Here is a 20,907-nt window from a genome sequence, read left to right as displayed (position 1 = left end):
TCAATCCTCGTTTCCTGCATGTATGGCATTTGCTTTTTCTATATCGGCTTGTGTAATAATTCTAAGACCTGCGTTTTTCAGTATTTCTTTCGTCTCTTCTATATTATCTGTAGCCAGAATAATATAAGTAGAAATCATGGAATAGCTATACAAAACGTTTTCATTGCGCTCTGCCAAAAGACTTATAACGCGCGCTAATTCACCCGGTCTATCTTCAAGTTTTAAGCAGAGAACTTGTGTTTCGATATAGGCAAACCCTTCGCGTTTAAGCGCATCGCAGGCGATATCTGGTCTATCTAAAATAAAGCGCGTTATGCCAAATTCTCCTGTATCAGATACTGCAAATCCACGGACATTAGCACCAGCTGCCTCAAAAACATTAAGCACTCGCGCCAAATGCCCCGGCTTACTTTGAGCAAAAACACTTATTTGCGAAACTGTCATTACATCACCTTCTCTGCAATAGATGCCCTACCTGCTCTAAAAGCCGCTATATTAGCTTCGATGGTTTTTGGTGGCACGAAATCTTGCACTGTTTTTTCCCAAGCAGACACATCGAAATCTAATAGCGCAGAAAGCGCGCCGAGCATAACCATATTCGATGTTTTAGCATTGCCAACCTCTAGAGCTATGTCGTGCGCAGGTACAAGCAACGCATTGGCTTTTGAAAGCTCTTCTTGTATATTGTGCGGCATAGAAGCTTTTCCCGTTAATACCGATGCAGGTTTAATGATTTCTTTATTTGAAATAATTCTGCCGCCATTCTTTAGCATTGGAAGATTACGCAAAGCTTCAATAAGTTCAAAAGACACAACGATATCAGCCGAGCCAGAATCGCACACCATCGATTCAACATGCTCACCAAACGCAACATCGGTAGTTACAGCGCCCCCGCGCTGTGCCATGCCGTGTATTTCTGAAACTTTAACATTCTGATCACAACACAACGCAGTCTGCGCTAGAACATGCGCAGCCAATATTGTTCCTTGACCACCAACACCACAAAGTAGCACTTTAGTAGACATTATTACCTCTATTCTGACTGCACAATGGCATCAAAACGGCAGTATTGCGCACACTGATTGCATCCTATGCATAATTCGGTATCAATATAAGCAAGCCCGCTTTCAACCTGTTTACCAATAGCAGGGCAACCCAATGTAAGACAAACGCCGCATCCAGTGCAGTTAGTTACTACATAAGGTTTATTCTTGATACGCGACAACAGCACACAAGGGCTTCTAAATATTATTACATCCAACCTATCTGTATTAGAAGTAGCCTCTTTTAATGCACTTCTGACAGCCATCATATCGTTAGGATCTACAAGATTTACATTATCAATCCCCAGCGCAGATATAATGCCTTCTATGTCTAATTCACGACTAGGTCTATCCTGTAGAGTCTTCCCATTAAATGGATTACCTTGCCGACCAGTCATCGCAGTTGTTCTGTTGTCAAGAATACAGACAGTACCTGCACCCTTATTGTATGCAGTAGAAATAAGAGAACTAAGCCCTGAATGCGCAAATGTGGAATCGCCTATTACCGCAACAACAGGTCTGTGCTCAGAGGTACCTAGTGCCAACTCAAACCCGTGAGCCATGGAAACAGAAGCGCCCATGTCTACGCATGTATCCATACACGCTAAAGGAGGCAGCGCGCCAAGTGTATAGCATCCTATATCGCCTGTAACTATAGCTTTCAGGCGCTTTAATTCCCGAAACACCAGCCTATGCGGACATCCCGGGCACAATGCCGGAGGTCTTGCCGGAAGACCATCAATATTAGAATGATTTAGAGATGCTAATCCATTAAAGGCGTTTTTTATTAAACCGGGCGTAAGTTCGCCTGCCAAAGAAATTGAATAGGGCGGTTTGCTAACCTTGACACCTAATGCTCTTACGGCATCTGTTAAGTAAGTAGACGCTTCTTCTATTACATAAAGTGCGTCAACTTTATCTGCAAATTCCTTAATAGTTTTTTCTGGAAGCGGCCATGTTACGCCTAATTTTAGAATAGATACTTGTGGCAGCGCTTCCAATACATGTTGGTAAACCGCACCTGAACAAATTATTCCAAGAGCTTGCACGCCATCGATTCGTTTATTGAAACTGCATTCGTCTGCCCACTTACGCAGCGCATCTATTCTCTCTAGTTGTACTTTGCGACGCGGCTTTGCAAATGCAGGCATCATAACCCACTTGCTAGGGTCGCTTTCATATCCCTTAATATCATTTTCAGAAATACGCTCACCCGTTTCCACCGTTGTGCGTGTATGAGATATACGAACAGTAGAACGAATAAAGAAAGGTACATCAAAGCGCTCAGAAAGAGAGTAGGCTTCTTTTGTGAAATCAAGTGCTTCCTGAGAATCTGACGGATCTAGCATAGGAATATGAGCTGCCTGTGCATAGTAATGCGAATCTTGCTCATTTTGCGATGAATACATCCCGGGATCGTCTGCCACAAGTACAACCATACCGCCACCAACACCGGTATATGCAGCTGTAAAAAGAGGGTCAGCAGCAACATTCACACCGACATGCTTCATAGTTACTAATGTACGCGCCCCTGCAGCCGATGCTCCCAATGCAACTTCTACAGCCACTTTTTCATTAGTGCACCATTCAGCATACACATTTGGTTTTCGCGCAAATGCCTCCATAGTCTCAGTAGATGGAGTACCCGGGTAAGCTGCGCCTATTGTTGCCCCCGCCTCCCAAGCGCCTTGTGCAATAGCTTCATTTCCAGAAAGAAGTTCCATATGCTCTCCAATACCGCCGTACTAATTTTCAAAAACAAAAGCGAATGACCCGATTTGTATCACATCGCCATCTTGTAGTGTTTTTGCTTCAACATTCATATTGTTAACCCACACGCCGTTAAATGATCCATTGTCGCGTATAACATAGCAATCATCTTCACGAGTTATGGTGGCATGTGCGCGCGAAACAGTCATATCGTTCAAGAATATAGTGCATTTCGGATCTCGACCAATAGATGTAAGACTTTGAGAAAGTGTATACGACACACCTACTTGCAATCCGCGAATGGTGCGCAGAGATGCTCGCCCGGTGCGTTCATTATTGTTGGCTTCAAGCGGCTGAGAGGGCACCGGCTGAAAGCGGCTGGTTTTACCAATAAGGTTAAATCCGCATACACGGCAAGTGTTATCCCTTGGGGTAATTTGCGATTGGCAAACCGGGCATTTGTCGCTCATTATAAATTCCTATCAAGCGGTAAAAGTATTTATAACAGTCTAAACCTTTTAAAGAATTATCGGAGTATCGTTAAGGATAATCGACTTGGCACTTGTACTTGCCCCGGTGAATAAACTTAAAAATCTCTCCCAACCTATGTGCAGCGTATCTAAAACACCCGGAGGTTCAACCTTTTCACAAGAAACAATGTCTTGTTCGGCTATTAGTTCGTTATGTTGCCAAAAATAGGCTTTTCCTATAACTTCGCCTACTTCAACCGAACCGCCAACATCAAAAAACTCAAAACTTTGACTGACGTTACCTTTTAATTCAAAAATGCGAACCGTAGCATCGGGGTTTGCAAATGTGGCGTTTACTGTTTTGTCTAGCCATCCAGAAAGAGCAACTTTTGCAACTACGGGAACTTCAGTCGCACTTCCTATATTGGCGCTTACAATCTCTTCGCTGTTAGCCAATTTATAATCGGTTTTATACTTGTAATACCAATTGAAAAGAGTAGTTGTATCGGTAAAACGCTGCGATTCGGAAGGTGAATTTAACACTATTGCATAAATGTATCCATCTCCCCTATTGCACGCTCCTGCAAAACAAGCACCCGCAAGTTCCGTATATCCCGTTTTGACACCACATGCGCCCTCGTAATTACCAAGCAGTAAGTCGGTGGTTAGAACTTCTACAGTTGTGGTAGCGCCACCTCTTTCAACAGGAATTTGCGCCGAACTCATATCTACTATCGAACGAAATAGTTCATTTTGCATAGCGTAAGCAACCATTTTCGCCACATCGGCAGCAGTAGAATGAAGATCGCCTGCATATTTATCAAAATCAAGCCCGTGTGGGTTTTCAAAAACGGTATCTGTGCACCCTATACTTTGAGCCATTTCGTTCATTTTCTTTACGAATGCCGCATTGCCATCTTCATCGCTCTTAGCTCCCAAGATGCTTTTGCCAAGGCTTTCAGATATAGCCAAAGCCGCATCGTTTCCCGATGGAATCATTAGTGCTTTAAGGGCATTCTCTAAACTAAGCACATCTCCCACAAGAAGCCTAGCGCTAGATTCTCCAACACTACCCGCATCTTGCGTAACCGTTACTTTTGTATCTAGCGGAGCAATATCTAGCGCAACAATTGCGGTCATAACCTTTGTAATAGAAGCAATGTTGGCGCGATCATAAGCACCTCGCGCAAATAAAACCTTACCATCTGGGTCAACTAATATCGCATGTTCAGCTTCAATTGAAGGGCATAGAGACGCGCTTAACGATCTTTCAGCAACTGATGAACTGCAAATCCAATCGCTACTTTTTACTTCCGCTAAAGCTTCAGTTGTAGGTATAGATATAGAAAATATAAGGGCGAAACATAGCATGAATGCGCACGCTATAGAGCGCACGCATTCTGTACAGGATTTATGAACGACAGAGCTTATTTTAGATGGCATATATCTCGCCATGCTCCACGATGTCAAAATTCGCGTCTCTTAATTTCTGTTCAACATCTTCGCCGTTTATCTTGAGTACATCTATTGCACTTTCATCTTTAACAGCGAAACAATAGGCGTATTCAATATTCATGTCAGAGTCGTCACAGAAGCGCAAAAGACGCGCCAATCCACCCGGTTCATTAGGAATCCGAACGGCTACTACAGGAGTCACCGAAGCCTTAAAACCTGCATCTGTTAGAAGTTTGGCAGCTACATCTGGTGTGTCACAAAAAACGCGCGCTACGCCAAAATCTTGAGTGTCAGCCAAATATAGAGCATGCATATTGATATTGGCATCAGCAATGGTTGAAACAGCTTTCGATAAATGCCCCTTCTCATTCTGAAGGAAAATGCTTAACTGAGATACCATCTACGCCTCCTGACCTCTAAGGTCGATAACTCGCTTCGCCTTCCCCATTGATCGCTCAATAGTCTTAGGCTCAACGATTTTTACATTCACGTTCACTTGCAAATTACTCTTAAGCTCAGCTTGCAATCTTGCTTTCAAATCTTCTAGCTTACGCACTTCGTCTATTTGGAAATCAGGTTCAGTTTCCACCTGAAGCTCTATAGAGTCAAGTGGTCCTTTGTTTGTAAGAATAATCTGATACTGCGTAGCAATTTCGGGGAACGCAGTTATAACTTGCTCGATCTGGCTTGGGAATACATTCACACCACGAATAATAAGCATATCGTCAGTGCGACCACGCAAGCGATCAATTTTGCGATGCGTGCGACCACAAGCACACGGTTCGCTAATAATGCGAGTAACATCGCGTGTTCTGTAGCGAATCATGGGGCTGCATTCGCGTGTAAGTGTGGTTATAACCAGCTCTCCCCATTCACCATCGGGAAGAACTTCACCGGTATCAGGATCTACAATTTCGCAATAGAACTGGTCTTCTGCAATATGCAGACCTCCGCGCTCTTTGCATTCCATTGCCACGCCCGGTCCCATTATTTCGGATAAGCCGTATACGTCGCAATATTGAATACCAAGTTTGTCAGATATTTCTTGACGCATGTTCTCAGAGCAAGGCTCCGCACCAAATATGCCACCCGAAATCTTAAATTCAGTGGCAGGATTGTAGCCCATCTCTATTGCTGTATCGGCTATTAAGAGTGCATACGACGGAGTGCACGCCAAAATGTCGGTTTCGCAGTCGCGCATCATCTGAACTTGACGTTTTGTGTTGCCAGAAGAAGTGGGGATAACTGTACAACCCATAGCCTCGCCACCATCATGTGCTCCAAGACCGCCTGTAAATAAGCCATATCCATACGACACTTGTATAGTAGACTTCTCGGAGCCGCCAACCATAGCAATACCGCGAGCAAAGCAATTTCCCCAATTGTCTAAGTCGCGTCTTGAGTGACCAACTACTGTTGCCTGCCCAGTTGTTCCAGAAGATGCATGGATACGTGCAATATCTTTATTTTCTAGCGCAAACATACCGAATGGATACGCATCGCGCATGTCTTGCTTCACTACAAAAGGAAACTTCTGAATATCTTCAAGAGTTTGAATATCGTCAGGAGAAACACCTGCATCGTCGAAGCGCTGCCTGTAAAGGTCAACATTGTCATACGCATGACGCACGCTCCATCTCAGATTTTCAAGTTGCTGCTCGCGCAATTTTTCGCGCGGCATAGTCTCAATTTCGGGTTGAAAATACTCGCCCATGCATGTCCTCCTAAATACTACGTGCTAGTTTGTGACTCTTGATCAAGATCGACTGGGGTATTTGGACCAGTCACTATAACCTTGTTCACTGGTGAGTATACGGAATCAAAGCGGTCTTTGCGCACTACGTTCCCATTTTCATCGGTTACTGTACGTGTTACGTATATGCTTACGCCATTAGTGCCCATAGTTTCTGTTTTCTTATAGCCTTCTGGTTTAGTATCATCAACCTTCACTTTGGTTTTGAACTTTTCACCCTCCACCCAATCGGCGGTATACGACTTTACAGAATAACCCGGAGAAACCCCATAAAGCGCAACAGATACAGTAGTATCTGTATAGCTGGTTCGAAGCAATACATCAGAACCTGAATCGTTTGTCCATCTTAGGTCTTTCACCGGATACGCTATGGCAGCATCGCGACCATCGGGATAACTGTTCATTCTAAGCGAGTGATTATGGCGCTCATTTACCGGAAAACCAGATTCGTATACAGCATTGAATACCGTTGTTGATACCTGACAGACCCCTCCACCGGGCGCAGCAACTATTTCGCCGTTTACAATGTTGTTCGCATCTTTATAGCCTTTTTCCGGAGTACATTCCCCTACCAACGCCGAAAAAGACCAAGTACCACCATTTCGCCCTATGACAGAGTTTTGCAGATAGTCTGCTGCCAGACGAATATTCGAGTTACGATTCTGCGTAGATTTCGTATTCGTATAGCTTGTTGTATAAAGCGATATACGTGTGATAACCCCATTGGCATATGCTTCATCAAAGGTAAACGGTCCTTCAACAATAGCTGTATCTATAGGAATATCAAATCTAGTGCCGCGTTGTTCGTATGCACCATTTTCACGAAACGCTCCAAATAGGTTGCTGTCAAGAGTTTTTACCGCGCTGTCTACCGACGGTATAACAACAGGTGCATCAGGAATAACACTTACGCTGTCGCCTGATACCTGAAAACTTACAGCTATATCGTTTCCGGTTTCTCCCTCGGTGAGTGAAGAAGCTATGGATTTCGATGCATCATCTAAGTTGAAATATGGCGAAAGAAAATAAGCATCGCCACGCGCTACTACATCGGTAGAAACCCAATCACCCATCATATCCGCCGATGTTTCTAATGTATTGCCATCATATGCAAACGTAGCACCATCTTTTATAGCGGAATTTACAGCGTCGCAGGTGCTTTGAGCAGCCTGCTCATCAATTCGCATAGGAGTAAAAACGAGTTTTGCAACCATAGTTTGACGCTCGGCAGCATCAGCTAAAAACTTTTCGGTAATTTCTTCGCGAAATTCCGCTTCGTTTATCATGTTTCCGTCATTGCCCGGGGTGGTTTTTGCCACACCGTCTTCTACTTCTATATTCCAATCAACCCTGATCTGACCTAATGAAGAATCAATATCTTCAAGCAGTTTTCTTAAATTTTCGTCGCTGAAATTTAAGTATACGGGAATGTCCCACCCGAATATGGCAGCCGATAGTCTATCTATTATGTTGAAACTGCGTCCAACATTTAGCGCTTGTTGGACAAGTTCATCTGTTGGGACACTAGCCCCTAGCGATTCCGCATTTGCTCTCCACATTTGCTTTGAAGACCTAGAATCTTCAAGCGATATTTGCTCAGCTAATGCTTCCTCTTCTAGTAAGAGCTCATCAATATTGGCTGATTGTTCTGTTTCCTCACTATCAAAGATAAATACGGTGGTTGCCTGCAGATTGTCAGCGTATTTTGCATTGACAGTATCTTGCGCCTCTTGCGTCGTCATTCCAGAGACATCAACTTCGCCTATTTGAACGCCATATCTAATATGTCCAGCTGAAATGATGCTATCTATTCCAAAACCAACAACTCCAATCAGAACAAGAATAACCGCAATACACGCTATGCGACTTTTTTTCCATAGCGCAGAAAATATATTTCCTGTCCTGTTTGAACCAGATTTTTTGGTATTAGCGGCATGCTTTCTTTTAGTGGTAGATGTTAAATGTCTAGGTGCAGATGATTGCGATCTATAAGAAGACGTTGAAGAATAATGCGAACCATATCTAGAAGATGAAGTAGATCTTCTGGGTGATTCATAAGATGAACGCGGCATAGCACCCGATTGGCGTGCGGTTGATTGACTTGCCCGCGTTCGTGTTGGTGCCGAATTTCTAGTTCGCGATGAAGATGAAGCTGCAGGACGACTAGTATTTCGACTTACACTTTGACGCGAAGCGCTAGTTCTTGTTGTGCGATTTTGCTGTCTTGTACGACGATATCTATCATCCACAAGAATCAACTTGCCTTTACATTATCTGCATGAAGCGCATTGTTCAATTTCTTCCACGCCACAATACAGTAATAAACTGTGACCCCAATTTGCAATGCAAGCCCAATGTAGACACACCATATTCCCCAAGAAACAGGTTCAATGCCAAAACCCGGAAGCCATGAAACGCTAAATAGACCTAGCCCCGGAACAAGAGGCGTATTTAGCAGCAATCCGGCTAGTCCGAAGAATAAAAATGTTGTAGCAAATTTACCCGGATAAATAACTGCAACACTTATACCAAATTTTGACAGTAACACAGAACCGCCAATGAGCAGAAATAGTTCTCTGGCAAAAATGAGAACCATAATCCATAGGGGTAAATTTCCTATAGCAAAAGCACCCACTACACCGCTTATCATAAGAATAGTGTCAACAGCAGGATCTAATAACTTGCCCAATTTCGAAACAGAGTGAGTGCGCCTCGCAACTTGCCCATCTACAAAATCGGTAGCAGCTGCAAAAGCAAAAATAATAGTAGCTGCAATATTGTATCCAGCAAAAAGTACAAAAAAGTAAACCGGCACAAGACATAGTCTCGCAAACGAGATTACATTAGGTACAGTAAAAATCTTATTACTTACCTGTTCCTCCGTTGCGACAACGCCCTGTTCGACCATTCTTGTTTTCATACCCCAATTCGTAGCTTAAACAATCTGATATGAGCCAATTCAGGTCATTCTAGCAGCTAAAAGAAGAATATTGAAGATAAGCGATTTTATCTTGCCAAACATCACACTGAATACATTATGCTTGTTCCTGTTTAGCAGCCTTTTTGTCGGGAACATCTAAGTCAATGCTATATTTCGCATCCCCAGCAGGCGTACACTGTGGTTGCATGCTTAAACATTTCGTAGGACACGCCCGAACACAGCTTCCGCATTGCACGCAAGAAAATGGATCAATTACCCAACGTCGTATTTTCTTGTCAACCACAATGCAATTACAGGGGCATACGCGCTGGCACATGCCACACAATATGCATTCCTCAACATTGTTGAGGACATGACCCTTCTGACAAGCGTAAGGCTCTTTTGTCTGAACTGGATAAAGCAGAGTTTCGGGCTTTTTGAATAATGACCCGAAAGTCATACCACCTAATTTGAAACTTCCCACGACACTCTACCTTTCCGTGCAGCTAATACATGGATCGATTGTCAGTATTATCATGTTAACGTCTGCCAAATCGCACCCTTTAAGAGCAACGGTCATGCCGGCTAAATTCTGAGATGTTGGCGTTCTCATCCTCATACGTTCAAGATATTTCGAGCCATTCCCTCTAGCATAGTAATAGCATTCGCCACGGGGCTGCTCTAAAACATTTGATGCCTGCGCACCCGCTTCCGGATTGCCTTTTACTTTAACCGCAATATCGCCCTCAGGAATTTTTGCACTTAGCTCTTTTATGATGTCGATAGACTGAAGTACCTCTAAACAACGTACCTTAACGCGTGCATAGCAATCTCCCTGCGCATCTAAGATTGGCTGGAAATCGGACAAATCGCCATAGGCGCCTCTGCCAAACAAACGCGCATCATAGTTAACGTTTGAAGCGCGCGCAAATGGACCAACAATACTAAGATTTACAGCCTCTTCCTTGGAAATAAAACCAACTCCAACTGTTCTATTCTTGATTGAATAATCAGTTAGAAGAGTTTTCATAATTTTGCTGTACTCATCTTTTATTCCGTCTAGCACTTCACAGATCCACTGAAGCGTAGCAGAGTCCATGTCGCGGACAACGCCCCCAACCGACACTACAGACAATATTACGCGTCCGCCTGTCGTCTTTTCAAATATATCTAAAACACGTTCGCGAAGTCGCCAACAATGCATAAACATACTTTCAAAGCCAAATGCATCAGCTGCTAAACCCAACCAAAGCAAATGAGAATGTATCCTAGAAAGTTCATGCCAAATTACACGTAAATATTGTGCCCGCTTAGGCACTTCTACATTCATTAGGCTTTCTACAGTTTCGGCATATCCAAGCGAATGACCCATAGCGCATATACCGCATATACGCTCTGCTACATAAATGAATTGATTGTAATCGCGTGTCTCAACTAGCTTTTCAAGCCCACGGTGAACAAAACCAATTTGAGGAATACAATCAACAACGGTTTCATCTTCTACTACAAGATCTAAATGTAGCGGCTCTGGTAGCACTGGGTGCTGAGGACCAAAAGGTATAACGGTTGCCTTTCCCATTATTCAGCCTCCTTTTGCGCAGCTTTGGCACGCTTTGCTTCCATAGCAGCACGAACTTTTGCAGCTTTTTCAGGATCCATAGCAGCTAGTTTCGCCTCCATGTCAGCATCGGATGCGTTTTGAGCGTCTTTCTCTTTCTTGGCAGCTGCCACAGCTTTTGCCTTTGCTTCTTTTTCGCGACGCGCAAGCTGCTCGGGAGAAATTATCGTCATCGGCTTATCGCAAGATAATCTATAAAATTTTCCATGAAAATCTATCGGCATACCCGTAAACGATATACCGAACAAATCGTGTATTTCGTTTTCGCAAACAAAAGACTCTAGAAAAATATCGCCAATAGATTCAAGTTGCCCATCGCGAGGCATATCCTTAACAACAAGATTTTGCAAATTGCCATCTAGCATGTACGAATAGATTACATCAACTCCGTTATCTAAATTCACAGCTAATATTTGAACATAGCGCCAGCCGCTATCTTTACGGCGTTGCGCCTCTGCATGCACATCCTGCGCAGCAAGTTCTTCAAAACTCTGCTTGAATTCCATCTGCCCTACCTCGCCTTCTCGGTTGCTTTAAGACTGGCAGCTTTTTCATCCAAAACGGCTACGCCTTTAACAATTGCATCTATAAGCGTTTCGGGGCGAACAGCGCATCCGGGAGCATAAACATCTACAGGAATTGCCTGATCCACACCGCCAATTACGTTGTAGCAGTCTTTGAAAATGCCTCCTGTGCAGGCACATATTCCGCAAGCCACTACCACTTTTGGCTCTATCATCTGGTCGTATATCTCACGAACAACACTTATGTTTTGCTCGTTTACCGACCCGGTAACAAGGAATATATCGGCATGTTTCGGGTTTCCTGTGTTTATAACGCCAAAGCGCTCACCATCAAACCCGGGGCAGAGGGTCGCCAGTACCTCTATATCACAGCCATTACAGCTTGATCCGTCATAATGAATAACCCATGGCGATTTTGAAGCATATCCCACAGTAGAGCTCCTTACATGTATGCCAGAACAGCAATATTTACGCCACCTATAAGTGCAACCACCCATGCCGATTTCAGCATAAACTGCCACTTCACACGAGCGAAATTATTGTCAATTAATATTTCAATGAAATAAACCACCAAAGCAACTGCTATAGCAATTAGAACAGACCACCACGTACCCCAGATGAAAAATACACCAACCCATCCAAGGAAAAGTACATTTTCGCACCAGTGAAGTACTTCAACTAAAGCTAACGTAGGACCGCTCATTTCGGTAGTAATGCCCCGAACAATTTCTTGATGAGCATGGTGCGACATTGATAAATCGAACGGAGATTTACGCAGTTTAATTGTCAATATAAATAACAATCCAATGAATACCGGCCATACATAAGTTATAACCGGAATATTCAGCATGAATGCTGAAGATACATTGAAAGACCCCAAACCATCTAGCGGCAAAATTAAAGCTGTAGCCATATAAAAAGCAACGGCAAATATAAGCACCATCGGCTCATACGACATGACTTGTAAAGTTTCGCGCGATGCTCCAACCTCAGAATATGGCGACCTGCTAGACCATGCAGCCATTATTAAAAACAGACTAGAAAGCGTAATAACAAATACGCACATTAGTAGGTTGCCGCCTGAAAAGAAAATTCCACCCGCTAAACATGCAAATATAAAAGCACACACAACATAGGCACCTTGCACAGTATTAACAGACACCTTTTCTTTGCCCATTAGCTTGCGCACATCATAGTAAGGCTGCAGAAGCGGCGGTCCAACTCTACCCTGCATACGTGCAGAAATTACGCGATCGACACCGGCGAGTAAACACCCTACAATAGGAGCAACAATAGCAAACACCACGCTTGCTGCAATTGTTATGATAAGTCCTTCAAAGAATTCCATGAAAGCCTCCTAAATAAGCGTGATGCCAACAAGGGCAAGCACAATGGCGCAACACATTATCACGCTGTTGAATATGACTCCCACAGGCGCTATGCGCGCTTCTCCGAATATATCGTTCATATACCAATTCCGAGCTGTTGCTACTGTTTGCCCAGAAAGTGAATTCTGGAATTCGCGCTTTTCGTTATCTTTGCTAACGCCAGCCAAGTAAATATCTACCTGACGTGCCTTTGAGCGACCAAGACCAGCAAACAGAGCAATCACAACTACAACAACACAGATACTTGCAATGAACAAATTATCAAATGAAATGTCTTGTCCTAAGAAGCCGTAAACCTCTACCACATAAGGTTCAACCATATATGCAGATATAACAGGCAAAGCTACGCATGCGAAAACTAATAAGATAGCCATAAGCATAATAGCTATCCATTCGCTTACATGCACATCTAGTTCAACATTTTTAGGCTGCCCAGCAACTCCAGCCAACTTCCCAAGCCATTTTGCCCAGAACATAAACGTTGCAGCTGAACCGAAAGCTAGAATCAAAATAAGCGCCACTTGGTCCATATTCACAAACGAAACCAATGCTGCCCACTTTGCTACCAGCATACCGAATGGAGCGATAAACATGCACATTATGCCAAGCATCATTAAACGAGCTAGACGCGGCATGCGCTCAAAGAGCAAATCCATGTCTTCAATATCGCGGCTACCGATGTGATGTTCTGCCGTGCCAACACAAAGAAATAGCAAACTTTTCGCTATTGCATGGAAAACAATTAAGAAAATAGCCGCCCATACAGCCTCTGGCGTGCCAACACCGGCACACATTGTTATAAGACCTAAGTTGGCAATTGTTGAATACGCCAACACACGCTTGGCATTGCTTTGCGAAATAGCCATAAATGAACAAAGCAAAAACGTAACGCCACCCACAAGCATTACCATAACTGAAGCAATTGGGTTTAAAAGGAACAGCGGAGCTAACTTCACAAGCAAAAATACGCCGGCCTTAACCATTGTGGAAGAATGCAATAGTGCGCTTGTAGGCGTAGGTGCCACCATAGCGCCAAGCAGCCATGTTTGAAATGGCATTTGAGCCGCTTTTGTTATTCCCGCAAATGCTAAGAAAGTAATTGGTATAGCTACAATTTGCGGATTGTTTATACCAATAGATAGGAAATCGGCAAAAGAAAGCGTGCCTACCTGTGCGGCGCAAAACCAGAGAGCCACAATGAAACCTATGCCGCCAGCTAGGTTCATTATGATCTGGCGAAATGCATTGCGTATAGCTTCTTCTGTTTTGGTATAACCGATTAACAAGAATGAACAAAGTGTTGTTACTTCCCAAGCGGTGAACATCCAAGACATGTTATTCGAAAGAACTATCGCAAACATCGCAGATAGGAATATGAACATTATTGCAAAGAAAGTCGGTCTGCGATCTTTGGCTGTTTCTGGCTCGTGCGCTTGGAAATCTTCCATATAGCCTATCGCGTAAACGCAGATGCCTGAACCAATTATTCCAATTATGAGAGACATTATTACGGAAAGAGAATCTACATACAGCCCAAATTCCACTTCCATCTGGCTTGCAAATGAGAATTCAACATACAGTACAACGACCATTTGTATTAAAGCCAATATTGCAGCAAAGACATTCTTATACTTAACCGCAAATGCCACAATAATAACAACACATATACAGCTGACAGCAGTACATAAATAATCAACAATCTCAGATGCAAACTCGAAATAGACAGCTTGTGCGCCCATATATGTAGTTGCTAAAACTATTGATCCGCACGCTATAGCTGCTCCAGATATATAGACTATAACGTTGCGCGCTGTATTTTGCCTTATAAGCAAAAGCGCCAAAGCAGCTATCAACGGGAAGATTATCAGAAAACCGATGATTTGCATCCGCTATGTTCCCTTCTTGTTTTCCTAAACTAGGAATGACCGACAGTTATTCAGAGGTATAGAATAACGTTTTCCTTATATGACTTTACTATTTAAGACTTCGCTGAAAGTGTTCACGGGAAACATAGCAGTCATTTGTTCGGCGAGGGGTTTGTTAGATCGGAACTGTTGAATATGAGCGGCGTAATAACAAGCGCGAATGGCAGGACTCCCTCTTCTTCAATACGTAATTTGCAAATAGCACTAAAAAACCTGAACCGGAAATTCGGTTCAGGTTTTTAAATTTAATGGTCGGGACGACAGGATTTGAACCTGCGACCCCTTGACCCCCAGTCAAGTGCGCTACCAAACTGCGCCACGTCCCGTAAATTACTGCGAAAAAGCAGCTTGTCTATTCTAGCGTAAAATCATATCGTTTCAAGAGGAATGTGATAACAAGTTGCATGCTTTATTGATTATATGGCGGGCAAGTTCTATCTTAGGCATCATCTCTAGTTCTTCAACACCAGCGCGCGTAACTAACATAGCTTTGTTATTATCGGTTCCAAATGCAATGCCTGCACCCACTTCGTTTGCAACAATCATGTCGGCATTTTTCAATTTAAGTTTACTAAGTGCATTTTCGCGAATATTGTTGGTTTCAGCAGCAAAACCTATTATTACTTGACTGTCTTTCTTAGATTCTGCCAGAGTTTTTAGTATATCTGGATTGCGCACCATGCGTAACTCACACAACGCCGCATCATCTATACCCTTTTTCAACTTTCCTTCCATTTGTTCAGCCGGCCTAAAATCTGCCACAGCAGCCGCACAAATAACAATATCTGCATCATGCGATGCGTTTTCAGTCGTATAAAGCATTTGCTGTGCAGTTTCCACCGAAACAACTTTTGCCCCTTGCGGATAAACTACAGAAACCGGTCCGCTAACAACCTCAACATTTGCGCCCGCTTCTAAAGCAGCCAATGCCAAAGCTGCGCCCATTTTGCCACTGGAACGATTTGAAATAAAACGCACCGAATCTATCGGTTCAATAGTTGGACCAGATGTTATTAATACTTTTCGCCCATTTAATAGTTTGGTATTTTTAACAGACTTCTCCAATATGGAAATAGCCGCATCGGCAATGTCTTGCGGATCGGGCAACTTTCCCACCCCTACATCTCCGCATGCAAGATAACCGCTACTAGGATCTAACACATAAAAGCCGCGTGCCTTTAACTTTTTAATATTTTCTTGCGTTGCCGCATTTTCATACATATGCACGTTCATAGCTGGTGCCACAATAATAGGTGACACGCATGCAAGTGCTGTCGATGTAAGTAAATCATCTGCAATACCACACGCAAGTTTTGCCAAAATATTGGCTGTACACGGGGCTATTAAAAAAGCATCACATTCTTTGGCTAGTCTAATATGCACAATAGCATCATCCAAATTACCAAATGTATTCAGCGCAACTGAGTGCCCCGAAAGCGCGGCAAATGTCTGCTCTCCCACAAATGAAGTAGCAGCTTTTGTCATAACAACCGACACATCTGCACCGGCTTTTTGAAGCGCACGCAATATTTCGCAAGATTTGTAAGCCGCTATACAACCTGTAACTCCCAGAAGAATCTTCATTGCGTACATCTCCTTTTACTGCTAGCCCTACTCAATTAAATTACATCAGCGAAACCGTGAAGGCAAAGTGAAGGCTGCACGACTTCTGAACGTAGCCTTCCCGGTCTTAAATAGCCTATTGCACAATATCGGCAAGCTCGCGCCCCGCATCGGTAACACCAAGCGATCTTTCTCGAATCGCTTCCAAAGCATCCATTAAATCGGTCGGAATATGATCGCGGAAAGACATGCTCTTAGCTGTAATGGGATGATTGAACGCTATGCAACAGGAATGCAAAAATTGCCTAGACAAACCAAGCTGGGCACGTCTATCTCGCGGCATACCTGTTGTATATGTCTGATCGCCCACTACAGGATGCCCGGCATATTGCATATGTACGCGTATTTGATGTGTTCTGCCCGTGAATAATTTACATTCCACCAATGTGTAACCGTTATCGTGCGCGTTGCCCGAAAAACGTTCTAACACTCTAATAGTAGTTATAGCATCACGCGCTTTTGGAGAATCTATTACTGCCATTTGCGTGCGTTCACTGGGATGACGCGCAATAGGAGCATCTATCATGGCTGTATCATGTGGAATTATTCCATGCACCAACGCAACATAGCGTCTATCAACTTCACGTGTTCGTATGGCTTCCATTAACACTTCGCCAGCAACGTTACTTTTCGCTGCCAGCATAAGACCACTGGTGTCTCCGTCAAGTCTGTGCACTATACCGGGTCTATCATTATCACCCTGAACATTACACAAATTCTGCGAACCACAGTGATTGATAAGAGCATTCACCAGTGTTGCTGTGTTGTGATCGGCAGAGGGATGTGTAAGCATTCCTGCTGGTTTGCTTAGCACAATCATGTCGTCATCTTCAAAACGAATATCTAAAGGAATAGGCTCACCAATAATTGAAAACTGAGAGACTTCTTCATCTAGCTCACATACTATAACGTCTCCAACACATACTACATGGCTTTTCAATGCAGGTTTTCCGGAAATTAATACGCATTTTTTCGATACTGCTTTAGCGGCTGACGAGCGGCTTTTATACAAACCAAGTTCAGCCAAAAGCAAATCTATCCTTTTGCCGCAATCCGCATCTGTTGCAACATGACATACTGAACGCGCCATCTTAATTAGCACCATTCGTTCGACAATCGCTGCGCGATTCAATCATTAAAGCAACTAACACAACAACAATGCCACAAGTAACGCCTATGTCAGCCACATTGAATACTGGAAAATCTATGAACAATAGCTGTATAAAATCAATTACATAGCCATTCGCAATACGGTCTATCAAATTACCCACTCCGCCCGCAAAAACAAGCGCTAAACCTACAGCCATCATCGCGGATGAAGAAGGCGCAATTACAAACAAATACAAAACAATAACTGCACACATAATAAATGAGAAAATAGCCAGCGCTTGTGTCATACCGCCAAATATTCCCCACGCACCGCCTGTGTTATGGATAAGTTTTAGACCCAAAACACCGGGAATTGGCTCTGCGATAACCTGCCCCGGGGTATACACATTAAATATGGTCTTACTAAGCTGGTCGGCAATAAAAAGCAATGCGGCTACAACAATAAATATAACCGCATTGCGACCACGTTTAGCGGACACTTCTTTATCTGCTTCATTATTGCTTAAGCTAAAAGAGCTCATACACATCTATTAGCTTTCCATTTTCTCTAACACATCTTCACAACGCTTACATACATCAGAGTGGTTAGCATTCTTGTCAAGCTCGCGATAATTCCAGCATCTCTCACACATTGGAAGGCTAGTATGGCTAACTTTTGCTACTAGTTCATCTGATTTCTGGAACTCAATAGTTGCCACAATTAACATTTCTTGGAACATTTCCTCTGTGTATTTCGAAGCAACATCAATCACTTCTTGTGGTGCGCTGACCACAACATCAGCTTCTTGACTCTTTTTTATTTCGCCATCGTTGCGTGCCGCTTCCAAAGCCTTTGTTACTGCATCGCGTATTTCTAAAAGCACATCGAAATCTGATTGTATTGCAGCTTTTGCGCCTTCTGGCATTTGCGGTACAAAGTCGCAAGATTGAGGCCACCCGGCAAGTTGCACGCTTTCAACGCGACCTTGCTTATTGCGAATTGCCGGCGGATAGCACTCCCACACTTCATCTGCCGTAAACGAAAGAATAGGCGCTAATATTCGCACTAGTACCTCTAGCACGTTCATTAAAACGGTTTGAGCTGCCCTGCGACGCGGCGAATTAATCGCTTCCGAATACAGCCTGTCTTTGACAGCATCCATATAAACCGCAGAAAGATCGTTTACAATAAAATCGTAGATGGCGCGATAAACATAGTGGAACTTATATTCTTCATAAGCGCTAGTAACGTCTTGCAGCAACTGTAATGTACGCACATGCATCCATTTATCTAAAGGTTCAAGTTCATCCCAAGTGCGCACAGCGTTGTTTTCATCGTCAAAATCATCCAAACTTCCCAAGAGGAAGCGGAATGTATTGCGAATGCGCCTGTATGCATCGGATGTGCGCTGCAAAATTTCATCGGAAATGCTTACGTCCTGAGAATAGTCCACGCTGGCAACCCACAGGCGCAGTACATCGGCACCAGATTTTTTCATTATGTCAGCAGGGTCAATTCCATTCCCAAGCGACTTTGACATCTTCCTGCCCTCGGCATCTACTGTAAACCCACAGTGCATAACCGATTTATAAGGCGCAACTCCATATGCTCCCATACTAGTTAGAAGAGACGACTGGAACCAACCGCGGTGCTGGTCAGAACCTTCAAGATACATGTCAGCCGGGAAACGCAGTCCTTCATCACAGCGATGCTTCAATACGCTGGTATGAGACACTCCAGATTCCCACCAAACATCCAAAATGTCTTTTTCGGGAACTACATCAGCACAGCCGCACTTTTCACATTTCGTCCCACGAGGTAAGTACTCTTTCGGATCTTTGGTAAACCACGCATCCGAACCCTCGGTACGGAAAAGCTCTATAACAGCATCAAATGTTGCTTCATTAGCAATAGTAGAGCCGCATTTTTCACACTTAAATACAGGAATTGGCACACCCCAAGAACGCTGACGCGAAATGCACCAATCGGGGCGATCGGACACCATAGCACCTATGCGTCGCGAAGCCCATTCAGGAATCCAACGCACTTCATTGTTTATTACATTTAGCGCATTTTCCCGCAGCGAATTTTTATCCATAGAAACAAACCACTGATCTGTAGCGCGGAAAATAACAGGTTCGTGACAACGCCAACAATGTGGATAGGAGTGACTTATTGTCTGCTCGGCAACAAGGGTGCCCTGCTCGCGCAACCACTCAATAATTTTCGGGTTTGCGTCGTTAACATTCAAACCAGAAAATGGTCCAGCCTCATCTGTTAACACTCCGTTATCATCAACGGGCATAAGCAGCGGTATATCAAATTCAAGCGCAACCAAATAGTCATCTTGACCATGCCCCGGAGCTGTATGAACAGCGCCTGTACCAGTATCTAAAGTAACATGATCGCCATAAATAACGCTACCTTTTAAGTCGTTTCGTACAGGGCAAGTATACGAAACCCCACAAAGCTGTTTCCCCGGTATTCGCACAGGTTCACCCGATGCATCTGCCACAAGCGAATAATCTTGCCAATCGGCTGCTTGAGTAACTTGCTCTACAAGTTCTTCAGCCATTATCATATTTGAACCTGCAACCTGCACCATAACATACGCCGCGTCGGGCGCTAAAGATACAGCTGTGTTAGCGGGAAGAGTCCATGGTGTAGTTGTCCATATAAGCATGTATGCATCGCCATCGGCACCTGCAGCTTCGAAGACACCGGGCATAGCATCTAGCTTAAATTTCACATATATAGAAGGTGAACTTTCATCGCCGTACTCAATTTCAGCCTCAGCCAAAGCAGTATGGCAGCGCATGCACCAATGTATTGGTTTACGTCCGCGATAAATAGACCCATCAAGATACATTTTCTTAAAAAGCTCTACGTTGCCAGCTTCGTAATCGGGAGTGTATGTTAAGTAAGGATTATCCCAATCGGCATTTACGCCCAAGCGCTTAAATCCTTCGCGCTGAATGCTTACATATTCAGTTGCCCAGTCGCGGCATTTTTGTCGAAGTTCTGGCTGAGAAGTTTCAGCCATTTTCTTCGCGCCAAGAGTCTTCTCCACCATATGTTCAATCGGCTGTCCATGACAATCCCACCCGGGAACATACGGCGTGAAATAGCCACGCTGCGCATGACTTTTCACAACAAAATCTTTCAATATCTTATTGAAAGCATGACCAATATGAATAGGTCCGTTTGCATATGGCGGACCATCGTGCAGCACAAAAGGTTTTCCATCGCGATTTTTCTCAAGGATCTTCCTATAAAGATCCATCTCCTGCCACTTCTCCAAGCGCTTCGGCTCGTTCGTGGGAAGATTGCCCCTCATAGGGAAATCGGTCTTTGGCAAGATCATGGTGTCTTTATAATCAGCCATCTT

The 20,907-nt window shown here is 43.7% G+C and carries 19 protein-coding genes and 1 tRNA gene; all 20 read right to left on the bottom strand.

What is annotated here, in order from left to right:
- The 20 genes from G7Y37_RS00500 to ileS all read right to left on the bottom strand — a co-directional run bounded on the left by G7Y37_RS00500 (window position 1) and on the right by ileS (window position 20,904).
- The gene (locus G7Y37_RS00500) at window positions 1-444 is read right to left on the bottom strand and encodes an ACT domain-containing protein (RefSeq protein ID WP_165060152.1); all 444 of its coding nucleotides are present in this window, start codon (window positions 442-444) and stop codon (window positions 1-3) included.
- Window positions 444-1,025 (bottom strand): indolepyruvate oxidoreductase subunit beta, encoded by a 582-nt coding sequence (locus tag G7Y37_RS00495; RefSeq protein WP_165060149.1) that lies wholly within the window; start codon window positions 1,023-1,025, stop codon window positions 444-446. Before G7Y37_RS00495 ends, G7Y37_RS00500 begins: the two co-directional genes overlap by 1 nt.
- An 8-nt stretch (window positions 1,026-1,033) precedes the next feature.
- On the bottom strand, window positions 1,034-2,767 hold the full coding sequence (locus G7Y37_RS00490) for a thiamine pyrophosphate-dependent enzyme (RefSeq protein ID WP_165060146.1): 1,734 nt from the start codon (window positions 2,765-2,767) through the stop codon (window positions 1,034-1,036).
- 21 nt (window positions 2,768-2,788) lie between these two features.
- Window positions 2,789-3,223, bottom strand: a complete 435-nt coding sequence (locus G7Y37_RS00485; RefSeq protein WP_165060143.1) for an FHA domain-containing protein — start codon at window positions 3,221-3,223, stop codon at window positions 2,789-2,791.
- A gap of 48 nt (window positions 3,224-3,271) precedes the next feature.
- Entirely contained in the window at window positions 3,272-4,666 is a 1,395-nt protein-coding gene (locus G7Y37_RS00480) for a D-alanyl-D-alanine carboxypeptidase family protein (protein WP_165060140.1), read from the bottom strand.
- The gene (locus G7Y37_RS00475; RefSeq protein ID WP_165060137.1) at window positions 4,656-5,078 is read right to left on the bottom strand and encodes an amino acid-binding protein; all 423 of its coding nucleotides are present in this window, start codon (window positions 5,076-5,078) and stop codon (window positions 4,656-4,658) included. Before G7Y37_RS00475 ends, G7Y37_RS00480 begins: the two co-directional genes overlap by 11 nt.
- Complete coding sequence (locus G7Y37_RS00470) at window positions 5,079-6,392, bottom strand: phenylacetate--CoA ligase family protein (protein WP_165060135.1); 1,314 nt, start codon at window positions 6,390-6,392, stop codon at window positions 5,079-5,081.
- A 17-nt stretch (window positions 6,393-6,409) separates the two neighbouring features.
- Window positions 6,410-8,680, bottom strand: a complete 2,271-nt coding sequence (locus G7Y37_RS00465; protein ID WP_206214050.1) for a VanW family protein — start codon at window positions 8,678-8,680, stop codon at window positions 6,410-6,412.
- A gap of 5 nt (window positions 8,681-8,685) precedes the next feature.
- Complete coding sequence (locus G7Y37_RS00460; protein ID WP_241155932.1) at window positions 8,686-9,351, bottom strand: CDP-alcohol phosphatidyltransferase family protein; 666 nt, start codon at window positions 9,349-9,351, stop codon at window positions 8,686-8,688.
- 115 nt (window positions 9,352-9,466) lie between these two features.
- On the bottom strand, window positions 9,467-9,835 hold the full coding sequence (locus tag G7Y37_RS00455; protein ID WP_165060131.1) for a 4Fe-4S binding protein: 369 nt from the start codon (window positions 9,833-9,835) through the stop codon (window positions 9,467-9,469).
- 6 nt (window positions 9,836-9,841) lie between these two features.
- Window positions 9,842-10,930 carry a nickel-dependent hydrogenase large subunit gene (locus tag G7Y37_RS00450; RefSeq protein WP_165060129.1) on the bottom strand — a complete coding sequence of 363 codons (1,089 nt, stop codon included), beginning with the start codon at window positions 10,928-10,930 and terminating at the stop codon, window positions 9,842-9,844.
- Window positions 10,930-11,475, bottom strand: a complete 546-nt coding sequence (locus G7Y37_RS00445) for an NADH-quinone oxidoreductase subunit C (protein ID WP_165060127.1) — start codon at window positions 11,473-11,475, stop codon at window positions 10,930-10,932. The genes G7Y37_RS00450 and G7Y37_RS00445 overlap by 1 nt, the downstream gene beginning before the upstream one ends.
- Before the next feature lie 5 nt (window positions 11,476-11,480).
- Window positions 11,481-11,924 carry an NADH-quinone oxidoreductase subunit B family protein gene (locus G7Y37_RS00440; protein WP_165060124.1) on the bottom strand — a complete coding sequence of 148 codons (444 nt, stop codon included), beginning with the start codon at window positions 11,922-11,924 and terminating at the stop codon, window positions 11,481-11,483.
- A gap of 11 nt (window positions 11,925-11,935) precedes the next feature.
- Complete coding sequence (locus G7Y37_RS00435) at window positions 11,936-12,841, bottom strand: complex I subunit 1 family protein (RefSeq protein ID WP_165060122.1); 906 nt, start codon at window positions 12,839-12,841, stop codon at window positions 11,936-11,938.
- A gap of 9 nt (window positions 12,842-12,850) precedes the next feature.
- The gene (locus G7Y37_RS00430; RefSeq protein WP_165060120.1) at window positions 12,851-14,767 is read right to left on the bottom strand and encodes an NADH-quinone oxidoreductase subunit L; all 1,917 of its coding nucleotides are present in this window, start codon (window positions 14,765-14,767) and stop codon (window positions 12,851-12,853) included.
- Window positions 14,768-15,055: 288 nt separating this feature from the next.
- Window positions 15,056-15,132: transfer RNA gene (locus G7Y37_RS00425), tRNA-Pro, on the bottom strand.
- 52 nt (window positions 15,133-15,184) lie between these two features.
- Window positions 15,185-16,390, bottom strand: coding sequence for a bifunctional phosphopantothenoylcysteine decarboxylase/phosphopantothenate--cysteine ligase CoaBC (gene coaBC / locus G7Y37_RS00420; protein WP_241155931.1), 1,206 nt, complete (start codon window positions 16,388-16,390; stop codon window positions 15,185-15,187).
- Between the two features lie 115 nt (window positions 16,391-16,505).
- Window positions 16,506-17,519, bottom strand: a complete 1,014-nt coding sequence (locus G7Y37_RS00415) for an RluA family pseudouridine synthase (protein ID WP_165060116.1) — start codon at window positions 17,517-17,519, stop codon at window positions 16,506-16,508.
- Window position 17,520: 1 nt separating this feature from the next.
- Window positions 17,521-18,066: a signal peptidase II gene (gene lspA, locus G7Y37_RS00410; protein WP_206214049.1), complete on the bottom strand. Its 546-nt coding sequence runs from the start codon at window positions 18,064-18,066 to the stop codon at window positions 17,521-17,523.
- A gap of 3 nt (window positions 18,067-18,069) precedes the next feature.
- Window positions 18,070-20,904, bottom strand: coding sequence for an isoleucine--tRNA ligase (gene ileS, locus G7Y37_RS00405; RefSeq protein ID WP_165060111.1), 2,835 nt, complete (start codon window positions 20,902-20,904; stop codon window positions 18,070-18,072).
- Window positions 20,905-20,907 lie beyond the last annotated feature (3 nt).

It is taken from the genome of Adlercreutzia sp. ZJ154, from assembly GCF_011039055.1.
In the GTDB taxonomy this organism is placed as follows: Bacteria; Actinomycetota; Coriobacteriia; order Coriobacteriales; family Eggerthellaceae; genus Adlercreutzia_A.
The sequence above is the reverse complement of the archived record's forward strand: the minus strand, read 5'-3'. Positions and strand labels throughout refer to the sequence as shown.

Bases quoted from the DNA above. Each gene is read 5' to 3' on its own strand.
- G7Y37_RS00500 (WP_165060152.1), bottom strand. From the start codon at position 444: ATGACAGTTTCGCAAATAAGTGTTTTTGCTCAAAGTAAGCCGGGGCAT.
- G7Y37_RS00495 (WP_165060149.1), bottom strand. From the start codon at position 1,025: ATGTCTACTAAAGTGCTACTTTGTGGTGTTGGTGGTCAAGGAACAATA.
- G7Y37_RS00490 (WP_165060146.1), bottom strand. From the start codon at position 2,767: ATGGAACTTCTTTCTGGAAATGAAGCTATTGCACAAGGCGCTTGGGAG.
- G7Y37_RS00485 (WP_165060143.1), bottom strand. From the start codon at position 3,223: ATGAGCGACAAATGCCCGGTTTGCCAATCGCAAATTACCCCAAGGGAT.
- G7Y37_RS00480 (WP_165060140.1), bottom strand. From the start codon at position 4,666: ATGCCATCTAAAATAAGCTCTGTCGTTCATAAATCCTGTACAGAATGC.
- G7Y37_RS00475 (WP_165060137.1), bottom strand. From the start codon at position 5,078: ATGGTATCTCAGTTAAGCATTTTCCTTCAGAATGAGAAGGGGCATTTA.
- G7Y37_RS00470 (WP_165060135.1), bottom strand. From the start codon at position 6,392: ATGGGCGAGTATTTTCAACCCGAAATTGAGACTATGCCGCGCGAAAAA.
- G7Y37_RS00460 (WP_241155932.1), bottom strand. From the start codon at position 9,351: ATGAAAACAAGAATGGTCGAACAGGGCGTTGTCGCAACGGAGGAACAG.
- G7Y37_RS00450 (WP_165060129.1), bottom strand. From the start codon at position 10,930: ATGGGAAAGGCAACCGTTATACCTTTTGGTCCTCAGCACCCAGTGCTA.
- G7Y37_RS00445 (WP_165060127.1), bottom strand. From the start codon at position 11,475: ATGGAATTCAAGCAGAGTTTTGAAGAACTTGCTGCGCAGGATGTGCAT.
- G7Y37_RS00435 (WP_165060122.1), bottom strand. From the start codon at position 12,841: ATGGAATTCTTTGAAGGACTTATCATAACAATTGCAGCAAGCGTGGTG.
- G7Y37_RS00430 (WP_165060120.1), bottom strand. From the start codon at position 14,767: ATGCAAATCATCGGTTTTCTGATAATCTTCCCGTTGATAGCTGCTTTG.
- coaBC (WP_241155931.1), bottom strand. From the start codon at position 16,390: ATGAAGATTCTTCTGGGAGTTACAGGTTGTATAGCGGCTTACAAATCT.
- G7Y37_RS00415 (WP_165060116.1), bottom strand. From the start codon at position 17,519: ATGGCGCGTTCAGTATGTCATGTTGCAACAGATGCGGATTGCGGCAAA.
- lspA (WP_206214049.1), bottom strand. From the start codon at position 18,066: ATGTGTATGAGCTCTTTTAGCTTAAGCAATAATGAAGCAGATAAAGAA.
- ileS (WP_165060111.1), bottom strand. From the start codon at position 20,904: ATGGCTGATTATAAAGACACCATGATCTTGCCAAAGACCGATTTCCCT.